The organism is Pseudomonas sp. YuFO8 (assembly GCF_035065025.1).
Taxonomy (GTDB): Bacteria; Pseudomonadota; Gammaproteobacteria; order Pseudomonadales; family Pseudomonadaceae; genus Aquipseudomonas; species Aquipseudomonas putida_AE.
The window spans coordinates 96,069-108,242 of the sequence record NZ_JAXDEQ010000004.1; the positions used below are offsets into that span (position 1 = coordinate 96,069).

Sequence of the window (12,174 nt, forward strand, 5' to 3'; positions counted from 1 at the left end):
TTACGCAAATCGCCAGCGCCGCCGAAGAACTGTCCGCCGTCACCGAGCAAACCAGCGCCGGCGTCACCAGCCAGAAGGTCGAGACCGACCAGGTGGCCACCGCCATGAATGAAATGACCGCCACGGTGCAAGAAGTCGCGCGTAACGCCGAGGAAGCCTCAGAGGCCGCCGTCGCCGCCGATCAACAGGCCCGCGAAGGCGACAAGGTGGTGGGTGAAGCCATCGCACAGATCGAGCGCCTGGCCAAGGAAGTGGGTCACTCCACCGAAGCCATGGGCGAACTCAAGCGCGAAAGCGACAAGATCGGCAGCGTGCTCGACGTGATCAAGTCCGTCGCCCAGCAAACCAACCTGCTGGCGCTCAACGCGGCCATCGAAGCGGCCCGTGCCGGCGAAGCCGGGCGAGGTTTTGCCGTGGTCGCCGATGAAGTACGCAGCCTGGCGCAACGCACACAGAAATCCACCGAGGAGATCGAAGAGCTGATCGTCGGCCTGCAAAACGGCACCCAGCAAGTGGCGACAATCATGGACAACAGTCGCGCCCTGACCGACAGCAGCGTGGAACTGACCCGTCGCGCCGGCGGCTCACTGGAGAACATCACCCGCACGGTGTCGGCGATCCAGGCAATGAACCAGCAGATTGCCGCCGCCGCCGAACAGCAGAGCGCCGTGGCCGAAGAGATCAACCGCAGCGTGCTGAACGTGCGTGATGTGTCGGATCAGACGTCCGCAGCAAGTGAAGAGACGGCGGCGTCCAGCATTGAGCTGGCGCGCCTGGGGACGCATTTGCAGATGCTGGTGGGGCGGTTCAAGGTTTGAGGTGATTCACCTGCCTCGGTTCACTACGGACCGAGGTGATGCATTTAGCCAGGCAGAGGTATTCCAGTACGGTCATGTGCGGGATTACCGAACTGCTCAACAGCGCTCATGAAGTCATTATTACCTCGTTCGCTCGATGTAATGGTCGAAAGGGCGGCCGGCGACCCTAAGACGAGTGACGCCAATCACATTGATTTCGGGCACGTCATCGCCTTGGGCGACTTGCAGACTGTTGCGCGCGACCTTGGCGATCAGGGAAATCGATAACACTAAAATCCGCCTAAAAAACTTTGAATACTAAATCATTATCAGGCTTTGGACCGCCTATCAGAACTGATAGGTCTCAAACGACGTTACTTGTGCTCCACTTATTCCCGCCTACATTTGAGCGGTGACCAATATGACCATTCAGCAGCAGAGCCAAACCTCCGACATTGACCTTTCAGATGATTTTCTACCCCGCCTTACCGTATCTGACACAGCAAACGATGTTTTAATCTACAACCACTTGGTGAAGGGCCCAACTATCAACGTCCAGTCGCTGACTGGCTTCAATAGCAAAACAAAGCTATGGCTGCATTGTGAATGCACTTACGCCAATGGATATCCTGGCTTTCTAACCTTGGCCGAAGCAGTATCCATTGGCGTTTCGACAGGCGAAACAGCATTCACCTGCGAACTACCGCTTGAGCAACTTTCCAAGCTTGGTGACAACACCAAGATCACAATGATCTTGATGATAAGTACCGACGGCACTCTAAATGAACACTCACTCCACGTCGTTCGTCACCACTTGGAATTCCGACACAATGAAGCCTCGACAAATTACAGCCGATGGATGACAGATAGTGGCCCACTCATAGAACTTCTGAAAATACACGAACTGATACTGCCAGAAGCCCATAATGCTGGCGTGGACAAGGAAGGGTCAGGATTTCCAGGTGTTCGGTGGGGCGCCTGTCAAGATAAAACATTCACCAATCAACTACAAGGCGGCATGCGAGTTCTGGACTTAAGAGTTTACAGACACATAGATCACGTGGGCACTATTCAAGAGTTTAGATTTCAACACGAGAGGTACCATGCCAGCCGCTATTTGCACAACTGCATTCAAGAAGTTCGTCAATTTGCAATACAAAATCCTTTAGAAATCGTGATAATGGATTTTCATGAAAAGGTTCTCCCCGACGCGGTCAACCGCGTCAAAGACATGCTAGAAGCTGCTCTCAGTGATCGTTGTATTCCGTGGGCCGCACGGGGCTTGACGATCGGGCAAATCCGGCAGCAATACCCTGGCAGGAATATTATTATTGCCTGGGATGATTGGGATCCATCGAGACTGTATCTTTGGGGGAAAGTTTATCAGACTTGGAACAGCCAAAACACTAATACACCGACCACACTAAAAAACCATATGATTGAAATCATGGCCGACCCACCAAAGAATCAGCTATGGTCGATGCTTGCTGCTGGCTACACTCCAATAGGAGGACCCACCCGCTTTACACCGAACGAAATACATTGGGACTATTTCTTTAGCAGCATTGGGTCTGGTCGTTATAGAACGCCAACTAAAGGCAACATGATCAACATTGATTTTTTTGCATCAACAGGAGTAGTCGACCGATGCATCAGCGCCACGCGAGCAAGGGCGTTGGCCGCTCATCAAAGCACCACCTTGAATTTTCGGGCTCGCGAGGTGACAGATACCTCGACAACGTTAGTCTGGAGTAAACCAGAGGATAGCGAGCAGGTTGAGTACTACAAGTTATTTATCGATGGATATGCTTTCAACATTGAAAACAATGAATATACATTCCATGAGCTAACGCCCGGCAGGGAATACCATTATAAAGTAGTGGCTCACTTTGCCTCTGGAGACGGCAACCCTTCCGAAATCAAAGTCAGAAATACAGACACTACCCCCCCCAGCAAACCTGGCAACCTTACAGCATCCGAAATCCTGGCCCGTTCCACCACCCTGAATTGGACTCCGTCAACTGATAACGGCGACATAGCCGGCTATAAAATCTACCGCAACACCACACCAATCGACACGACCTCCGCAACTTCATATGTTGACCGTTCCCTTACCCCACTTACGAACTACAGATACATCGTTCAGGCATTCGATTATGGAGGAAACGAAACCAACTCCGATCCACTCGATATCACCACGCCAGAAGGGATTGCTCCCTCCAAACCGAACAACCTTAAAGCAACTGCAGTTACGGCCAACTCTATTAATCTGCAGTGGGAGGCTTCTACTGATAACGTTAAAGTTACTGGCTATGACGTTCTCCGCAACGGCGACCCGATCGACAGAGTTACCAGCACTTCTTTTTTCGACAGAGGCCTCGACGGATCTACGACATACGCTCACCAAATTCGCGCATTGGATGCCGCTGGAAACTTTACCAACTCTGAATTCCTGTTTACACGCACACTCGACGGAGGAGCCCCCAGCAAGCCAACCAACCTTAAAGTAATCTCCATGGGGGGCAAAGATTACCTGGTGTGGAACAGTTCAACTGACAACGTCAAGGTCGTAAAATATGAAATTCGTCGAGACGCCAGCCTATTAGGCTCGACAGATCATTTAGATCTTGATTTGCAGGGCTTCGTAACCGAAGACAGTGTCAGACCTTGTACATATATAGTAAGAGCGCTGGATAATAATTCAAACTACAGTGACTCCGACCCCCTGCGACTTGACGCCTTTGGTTCGGGCACATGACCAGAGCAGCGCGATAACCAGTAGCTACCGTCTGGAGTGGAGGCGCTCGGAGGTAAAGAGCGTCATCCGGACGACCACAAATGGTCCTGGCATGAATGCTGATGCTGGTTCGCATGTTTAAGGGTTTATGCGGGATTTAGTGGCTTAAAGCAAAAGATCGCAGCCTTTGGCAGCTTCTACAGAGGAAATCCGTAGGAACCGCCGAAGATTGCGATCTTTTCTTGAGCGACCGCTCCTTACGGAGCGGTTTTTTTCGTTATGCCAACTGTGCCTGCACACTCAATGGCTTGAGCGGCAACAGCGGTGCATGCGGATCGGCCTGGACCGATTTGCGCCATGCGCCCAGCCACTCCGGATGACCTTCGCTCCAGACCTGCTCATGCAAGCGAGCCAATGCCACCGGGTCGCTCAGCAGCTGTACACGCTCATTGTTGGTCAGGCCTTCAGGCCCGACTTTCATGGCGTGGCGGACACGCTCGACCCGCAGCCATTCGATCGGCTCGGCCTCACGGTGACGCGAGGTCGCCAGCGAGCACGCCAGGGCGTTCTGCTGTGGATCGACCACCGCACGGACAAAGCCGTCGTTCAACGCATGCCAGCGGTTTTCGTGGGTGTACTGGTCGGTGGCCAGCAGTGCCTGCGGTGGATTGTATTCCTCAGGAATCAGGAACAGGTTCTCGTCACGGGACTTGAGGCCCAGGCCGACACGGCTGGAAATCACCGACACCGGGATCGACAGCATCAACGATCCGACGATCGGCACCAGCCACCACAGGAAGCTCGGGTTCAACCAGATCACCAGCAAGGCCCAGAAGAAGCCCAGCAAGGTCTGCGGCCCGTGACGCTTGACCGCTTCGCTCCACGGCGTGGAGTCGTCGTCACGTTGCGGCGAGTTCCAGGTCGCGGCCCAGCCGAGGAACGCGGCGAGCACGAAGCGGGTGTGGAAAATCATCCGCACCGGCGCCAGCAGCATGGAGAACAGCATTTCCAGGAACATCGACAGCGTCACCTTGAACTTGCCGCCGAACTCTTTTGCGCCCTTGGCCCAGATCAGGATGATGCTCAACAGCTTCGGCAGGAACAGCAGCACGACTGTGGTCGAGAACAGCGCGATCGCCTTGTCCGGATGCCATTGTGGCCACAGCGGATAAAGCTGGCGAGGTTCGAGGAAGTACTGCGGCTCCATCAGCGTGTTGACTGCCAACAGCGCGGTGGACAGCACCAGGAAGAAGAACCACAACGGCGCCGACAGGTAGGACATCACGCCCGTCAGGAACACCGCACGGTGCACCGGGTGCATGCCCTTGACCAGGAACAGGCGGAAGTTCATCAGGTTGCCGTGGCACCAGCGACGGTCGCGCTTGAGTTCGTCCAGCAGGTTCGGCGGCAGCTCTTCGTAGCTGCCCGGCAAGTCATAGGCAATCCACACGCCCCAGCCGGCACGGCGCATCAGCGCAGCTTCGACGAAGTCGTGGGACAGGATCGCACCGGCGAACGCGCCTTTACCCGGCAACGGCGCCAGGGCGCAGTGCTCGATGAACGGCTTCATGCGGATGATCGCGTTGTGACCCCAGTAGTGGGATTCGCCCAACTGCCAGAAGTGCAGGCCGGCGGTGAACAGCGGACCGTACACACGAGTGGCGAACTGCTGCATGCGTGCATACAGGGTGTCCATGCCCGACGCACGTGGCGCGGTCTGGATGATCCCGGCGTCCGGCGTGGCTTCCATCAGGCGTACCAGACTGGTCAGGCACTCGCCGCTCATCACCGAGTCGGCGTCGAGCACGACCATGTACTTGTAGTCACCACCCCAGCGACGGCAGAAGTCGTCGAGGTTGCCGCTCTTGCGCTTCACACGGCGACGGCGACGGCGATAGAAGATCTTGCCGAAGCCCTTGGCTTCGCGGCAGACGTCCAGCCAGGCCTGCTGTTCGGCGACGCAGATGTCGGCGTCGTTACTGTCGCTGAGGACAAAGAAGTCAAAGCGATCCAGGTCACCCGTGGCGGCTACCGACTCGAACGTTGCACGCAGGCCGGCGAATACCCGAGGCACGTCTTCGTTACAGATCGGCATCACCAATGCAGTGCGCGCGTCCTTCGGAATCGGCTCGTTGCCGGCACTTTTACCGGAGATACGGTATTTATCGTGACCGGTGAGCAACTCGAGAAAGCCCATCAGCGCGGTCCAGAACCCGGCCGAGACCCAGCAGAACAGAATCCCGAACAGGATCAGGATGCTGGTCTGCAAGGCGTATGGCAGCACCTGCGTGGCGGTTTGCAGCAACGGTTGGTGCAGGACTTCTTCGAGGTCGACGAACGACCAGCCCTGGTACGGCATGAGGCCTTTCATGAACCAGCCGGCGACGATGGTCTGGCCGAGCATCAGTACCAACAGAATGTAGCGACGGATCGAACCGACCGTGCGCCAGCGCGCTGCCGGCAATACGTTCTCATCCTTCGGCGGCTTCGGCGGGTTGGTGCGGCCGGTCAGGCGTCGCCAGCCTCGCACCAGGATATTGGTCCGCCACGGTTCCGGCACGACCTTGGTCCGGCGAATTGGCGGGGTCGCCTTGAGGACGACCCGACCACTGACGTCGAGAGCCAGCATTTCGGCGTCCTGCAATTCTTCGGCGGTGCTCAGGGTCAGGCGCTTGCCGACCGATGCCTGGGCGGCCTCGGCCGGAGCGTCGAATGTGGAAGACGACAGACGCTCGTGCAATTCGCTGAAGGACCGGCAGCCCGCGAGTTCCGCGCGCTGCTGGTCGGTCATTGGCAGATGTGCCAGATACTCGGAAAGCGTCTCTGGCTGTACTTGAGAATTACTCATCGGCAGGCAACTGATAGCTCCAGGTCTCGGTCAGGACTTCTTCAGTCGATGCCGATTCCGGTGTGGCTTGGGCCGCGTCAGCAGCAGCAGGCTGCTTGGCGTCTTTGTTGTTCGCCGCATCCTTGGCATCTGCAACTGGCTTGGCTTCGGCCTGCTTGGCTTCGGCGGCCTTCGCTTCCTTGTCGGCTTTCTCCGCTTGCTTGGCAGCAACCTTGTCTGCCTTGGCAACGGAAGAGTTAGACACTGGAAGCGAAGTCTTGGCCAGATCGGCTGGCACGATGTTCTGCACCAGTGCAGCACGCATCTCGGTGGACTTGCTCGGGTCCTTGATCTTCATGCGCAGGGTCAGGCGCCAGCCCTTGGTTTCAGGGTTGTAGCGCACGCTGTTCTCGACCAGTTCGGCGTTTTCGCCGACGCTGACCTGGCTGCGCACATCGGTATCCGGTGCCAGTGCCGCCAGGGAAGGACCTTCAAAGTCCACCAGATAGGCAACGCTGCCGTCCGGCTGACGAATCAGGTTCGACTGCTTGACGTCACCGGTGGATTTCAGGGTCTGGCTGACCCAGGCACTGTCCGGTGCGTGCAGCGCCGCTTCGTCCATGGTCCAGTGCATGCGATAGGCGAAGTCCAGCGGCTGGCCTGGCTCCGGCATCTTCTCCGGGCTCCAGAAAGCCACGATATTGTCGTTGGTTTCGTCGGCGGTCGGAATCTCTACCAGATCGACGGAGCCCTTGCCCCAGTCGCCCTTCGGTTCGATCCAGGCGCTTGGGCGCTTGTCGTAGCGGTCGTCGAGGTCTTCGTAGTGGCTGAAGTCACGGCCACGTTGCAGCAAGCCAAAGCCGCGCGGGTTCTCGACCGAGAAGTTGCTCACCGCCAGGTGTTTCGGGTTGTTCAGCGGACGCCAGATCCACTCGCCGTTGCCGGCATGGATTGCGAGGCCGCTGGAATCGTGCAATTCACGGCGATAGTTGAGCACTTTCGACGGCTGGTTGGCGCCGAACAGGAACATGCTGGTCAGTGGTGCGATGCCCAGTTTGCCGACCTTGTCACGCAGGAACATCTGCGCCTTGACGTCGACAATGGTGTCGCTGCCCGGACGCAGGGTCAGGCGATAGGCACCGGTGGCCCGTGGCGAATCCAGCAGGGCGAAGATCACCAGGTGCTTGTCGCCCGGTTTTGGCTGTTGAATCCAGAACTCGCGAAAACGCGGGAATTCTTCGCCGGACGGCAAGGCGGTATCGATCGCCATGCCGCGAGCGGACAAACCGTAGACGTGACCCTTGCCGACAACGCGGAAGTAGCTCGCGCCAAGCATGGTCATGATTTCGTCTTGCTTGTCAGCCTTGTTGACCGGGTAGAGGACACGGAAACCGGCGTAACCGAGCTGTTCGGTGGCCTTTGGATCGAACTTGACGTCGCCGAAATCGAAACGACTTGGGTCGTACTTGATCTCTTCGACACTGTTCGCCGTGATTTCGTTGATTTTCACCGGCGTATCGAAATGCATGCCCTGGTGATAGAACGAAAGCTTGAACGGGGTCTTCTGATCGGCCCATTCGGCTTTTTCAGTCAGGAAGCGAATTTTCTGATAGTCGGCAAATTTCATCTCGCGAAATTCGTTCGGCAGGTTGCTGCGCGGCGCTTCGTACTTTTGCCCGGCCAGCTCTTTTGCCTTAACCGATACATCATCCAGATTGAATGCCCAAAGCTGGCCGGCGCTGAGCAGGCACAGGAGTGCCGAGCCCGCTACCAATGCGCTACGAAACCGTTTGGCAGTCAATTTTGGTGCGTTACAGGGACTAACAATCACGAGCAACCCTCGCCGAAAACAGATCAAAAAACCAACGGCCAGTTAAAGGGCCTGTAGGCATCCGGTGGGAAAAAACCGGTCCTGCAGACCACTCTTGCCAAGTTGGCGAGCATTGTTCCGACTCCGCTGGGGCAAAATGATTCCCCAATCGGATCCGGACAAGTCTCTACCTAAGTCAAAATGGACCAACGAACGCTGATCCCCGTAGCGCGCGATTATCTAGTAGGCCGCGTTACAACGCATCAGGGGTAACAAAGTATTTATCGGGGAAAACGCCTGTTTTCAGTCGAAAAGCGCTTAAAAAGATGTTTCAAACGCTTTCAGGTCTGTAACAGGAAGGTGACCGGGCCGTCATTGACCAGGTGCACCTGCATATCCGCGCCGAATCTACCTGATGCCACAGTGCCATGCACCTGTTTCGCTTTGCATAATAGATAGTCGAACAGCTCCTCGCCCAAGGCCGGAGGGGCCGCGGTCGAAAAACTCGGACGCAGCCCGCTCTTGGTGTCGGCGGCCAGGGTGAACTGCGAGACCAGCAGCAACCCCCCACCCACATCCGCCAGGGACAGGTTCATCTTGCCCTCAGCGTCGCTGAACACTCGATAGTTAAGCAGCTTATTGAGAAGTTTGTCGGCGCTGGCCCGCGTGTCGTCCGGCTCGACGGCTACCAGCACCAGCAAACCCTGGTCGACCGCGCCGACCACCTCCCCCGCCACCTCGACTCGCGCGCCGCGCACGCGTTGCAGCAGACCTTTCATGCTTCTTCGGGGGCGAGGTCGAGCAAGCGCCGCGCCATTTTATCGGCAGCACGCACCAATGCATCGGTAATGCCCGGTTCGGCAGCGGCATGGCCCGCGTCACGGATGATTTGCAGTTCGCTATTGGGCCAGGCCTGGTGCAGTTCCCAGGCGTTATCCAGCGGGCAGATCACGTCATAGCGACCGTGGACGATCACTCCTGGCAAATGAGCGATCTTGCCCATGTCGCGAATCAGCTGGTTCGGCTCAAGGAAGGCATTGTTGGTGAAATAGTGGCATTCGATACGGGCGATGGACAACGCACGCTGCGGCTCGGAGAAACGATCGACGACCATCGGGTTCGGACGCAGGGTGGCGGTGCGACCTTCCCAGGTGGACCAGGCCTTGGCCGCGTGCATCTGGGCGATCTGGTCGTTGCCGGTCAGGCGTTTGTGGAAGGCGTTGAGCAGGTCATGGCGCTCGTCCGCCGGGATCGGCGCAATGTAGTCCTGCCAGTAATCCGGGAACAGGCGACTGGCGCCCGCTTGATAGAACCATTCGATTTCCTGCGGGCGGCAGAGAAAAATCCCGCGCAGGATCAGCCCGTGCACGCGCTCCGGATGAGTTTGCGCGTAGGCCAGCGCCAGGGTCGACCCCCAGGAACCGCCGAACAGCACCCACTTGTCGATGCCCAGGTGCTGGCGGATCCGCTCGAGGTCGGCGACCAGGTCCCAGGTGGTGTTGTTTTCCAGACTCGCGTGGGGGGTGGAACGACCGCAACCGCGCTGGTCGAAGGTGACAATGCGGTACAGGTTGGGATCGAAGTAACACCGACTCGCGGCATCGCAACCGGCACCGGGGCCGCCGTGAATGAACACCACCGGCAAACCTTTCGGCGAACCGCTTTCGTCGACATACAGCGTGTGGGTCTCGTCGACGGCCAGATCGTGCCGGGCGTGGGGTTTGATCTGTGGGTACAAAGTCTGCATTGCGCGCTCCGTAAGGGGTCGAGGTCATCCCTGGGGGGACTTCTATTATTCTGCCGTTGGGCATCATAAACCCGAATTACGTCAATGAGCATGCCCCCTGTAGGAGCTGCCGCAGGCTGCGATCTTTTGATTCTGATTTTTCAAGATCAAAAGATCGCAGCCTGCGGCAGCTCCTACCGGGGGAATTGCGTTGACATTCAGCGTTTGTAGCGTTCCTTACCCCAGGCGAGCAAACCTTGTAACAACTCTTTCAATACCACCCGCGTCGGCTCCGCCAGGTCCGGGCGATAACGGAACGGCTCGAACTCTTCCATGTACGTGCACTGCCCCAGCTCCAGTTGCACGGCGTGAATGTTTTCTGCCGGATTACCGTAATGCCGGGTGATGTGGCCGCCTTTGAAGCGTCCGTTCAACACATGGCTGTAATCCGGATGACCGGCGCAGATGGCTTCCAGCTGCGAGGCCAGCTGCGGATCGCAACTGGCGCCATTGAAGGTACCGAGGTTGAAGTCCGGCAGCTTGCCGTCGAACAGGTGCGGGATGATCGAGCGGATCGAGTGCGCATCGAACAACAGCGCGTAGCCGAACTCGGCTTTCAGTCGCGCCAGCTCGTTCTGCAAGGTGCTGTGGTACGGCGTCCAGATCTGCTCCAGGTAGGTTGCACGTTCATCGGCAGAGGGCTCAAGGCCTTCGCGGAACAACGGGATGCCGTCGAACAGTGTCGCCGGGTACAGACCGGTGGTGGCGCCGACATACAAAGGCTTGTCGTCGGACGGCCGGTTCAGGTCGATGACGAATCGCGAATACTCGGCGGCCAGGGTGCTGGCACCCAGCTCGGCGGCGAAATCGTAAAGCTTCGGGATATGCCAGTCGGTGTCCGGCAGGCTTTTCGCGTCGGGGATCAATCCCGCTTCGACCGCCGGGGTCAGGCGCACGCCGGCGTGGGGCATGCTGATCAGCAGCGGTACGCGGCCTTGTTTGAAGTTCAGAACCTTATCCACAACAGATCTCCTACAGACTTGATTCGACGCCGTGGCGCACGACGCGTTTTTCCAGGTCTCCGCCCAGCCAGTAGCACAGGTCGGCCGGGCGATCGATGTGCCAGGCAACGAAATCCGCAACCTTGCCGGCCTCAAGCGAACCGTGGGTGTCAGCCATGCCCAACGCGGTCGCGGCATGGAGGGTCGCGCCAGCCAGGGCCTCTTCCGGGGTCATGCGGAAACAGGTGCAGGCCATGTTCAGCATCAAGCGCAACGACAGCGCCGGCGAGGTGCCGGGGTTGAGGTCGGTGGCGATGGCGATTTTCACGCCGTGCTTGCGCAAGGCCTCCATCGGCGGCAACTGGGTCTCGCGCAGGAAGTAGAAGGCGCCGGGCAGCAACACCGCCACTGTGCCGGACTTGGCCATGGCGATGGCGTCGTCTTCGGTCATGAATTCCAGATGATCGGCCGACAGCGCGTGGTAACGCGCCGCCAGGCTCGAACCGTGCAGGGACGAAAGTTGCTCGGCGTGCAGCTTCACCGGCAGGCCCAGTTCCTGGGCGGTGATGAATACGCGCTCGACCTGGGCAGGGGAAAACGCCAGGTATTCACAGAACGCATCCACCGCGTCCACCAGCCCTTCGGCGGCCAGGGCCGGGAGCATGTCGCTGCAGATGTGATCGATGTAATCGTCGGCGCGATCGGCATATTCCGGTGGCAAGGCGTGAGCCGCCAGGCAGGTGCTGCGCACGCTGACCGGCAGTTCGGCGCCAAGGCGACGCGCTACCCGCAGCATCTTGCGTTCGTTGGCGAGGTCGAGACCGTATCCGGATTTGATCTCGATGCTGGTGACGCCATCGCGCATCAGGCTTTTCAGACGCTTGGCGGCGCTGGCGAACAGCTCGTCTTCGCTGGCCGCGCGAGTGGCACGCACGGTGCTGGCGATGCCGCCGCCGCTGGCGGCGATTTCCGCGTAGCTGACGCCTTGCAGGCGCTGCTCGAATTCACCGCTGCGGTTACCGCCGAACACCGTGTGGGTGTGGCAGTCGATCAGGCCTGGCGTGACCCAGGCCCCATTCAAATCATTGACCGCCGGGTATTCGCCCGCCGGCAGTTCAGCGCGCGGGCCGACCCACTCGATGAGCGCACCGGACGTCACGATGGCCGCGTCCTCGATGATCGAGTAGACGCCTTGCGCCATGGTTGCGACGTGGCAGTGTTGCCAGAGGGTTTTCATCCCTTAGTCTCCACAGTATTCAAAATCGAATCGCCAGCA

The 12,174-nt window shown here is 58.3% G+C and carries 8 protein-coding genes; 2 read left to right on the top strand and 6 right to left on the bottom strand.

Going from position 1 to position 12,174, the window contains the following annotated elements; translation table 11 throughout:
- Nucleotides 1-104 precede the first annotated feature (104 nt).
- Both SOP95_RS32115 and SOP95_RS05395 read left to right on the top strand, forming a co-directional pair.
- Complete coding sequence (locus tag SOP95_RS32115) at nt 105-818, top strand: methyl-accepting chemotaxis protein (protein WP_414920731.1); 714 nt, start codon at nt 105-107, stop codon at nt 816-818.
- Nucleotides 819-1,218: 400 nt separating this feature from the next.
- Nucleotides 1,219-3,555, top strand: coding sequence for a phosphatidylinositol-specific phospholipase C domain-containing protein (locus SOP95_RS05395; RefSeq protein ID WP_323606495.1), 2,337 nt, complete (start codon nt 1,219-1,221; stop codon nt 3,553-3,555).
- A 256-nt stretch (nt 3,556-3,811) separates the two neighbouring features.
- Here the strand turns inward: SOP95_RS05395 and mdoH are convergent, their stop codons facing one another.
- From mdoH to hutI, 6 genes are all read right to left on the bottom strand, one after another.
- Complete coding sequence (gene mdoH, locus SOP95_RS05400) at nt 3,812-6,382, bottom strand: glucans biosynthesis glucosyltransferase MdoH (protein WP_323606496.1); 2,571 nt, start codon at nt 6,380-6,382, stop codon at nt 3,812-3,814.
- On the bottom strand, nt 6,375-8,192 hold the full coding sequence (locus tag SOP95_RS05405) for a glucan biosynthesis protein G (protein WP_323606497.1): 1,818 nt from the start codon (nt 8,190-8,192) through the stop codon (nt 6,375-6,377). Before SOP95_RS05405 ends, mdoH begins: the two co-directional genes overlap by 8 nt.
- A gap of 320 nt (nt 8,193-8,512) precedes the next feature.
- The gene (dtd, locus tag SOP95_RS05410; RefSeq protein WP_323606498.1) at nt 8,513-8,950 is read right to left on the bottom strand and encodes a D-aminoacyl-tRNA deacylase; all 438 of its coding nucleotides are present in this window, start codon (nt 8,948-8,950) and stop codon (nt 8,513-8,515) included.
- Complete coding sequence (pip, locus tag SOP95_RS05415; RefSeq protein ID WP_274076124.1) at nt 8,947-9,918, bottom strand: prolyl aminopeptidase; 972 nt, start codon at nt 9,916-9,918, stop codon at nt 8,947-8,949. Before pip ends, dtd begins: the two co-directional genes overlap by 4 nt.
- A 197-nt stretch (nt 9,919-10,115) precedes the next feature.
- Nucleotides 10,116-10,919, bottom strand: coding sequence for an N-formylglutamate deformylase (gene hutG, locus SOP95_RS05420; protein ID WP_274076125.1), 804 nt, complete (start codon nt 10,917-10,919; stop codon nt 10,116-10,118).
- Between the two features lie 10 nt (nt 10,920-10,929).
- A complete protein-coding gene (gene hutI / locus SOP95_RS05425; protein ID WP_274076126.1) occupies nt 10,930-12,135 on the bottom strand; it encodes an imidazolonepropionase in 1,206 nt (401 codons plus the stop codon).
- Nucleotides 12,136-12,174: the final 39 nt, after the last annotated feature.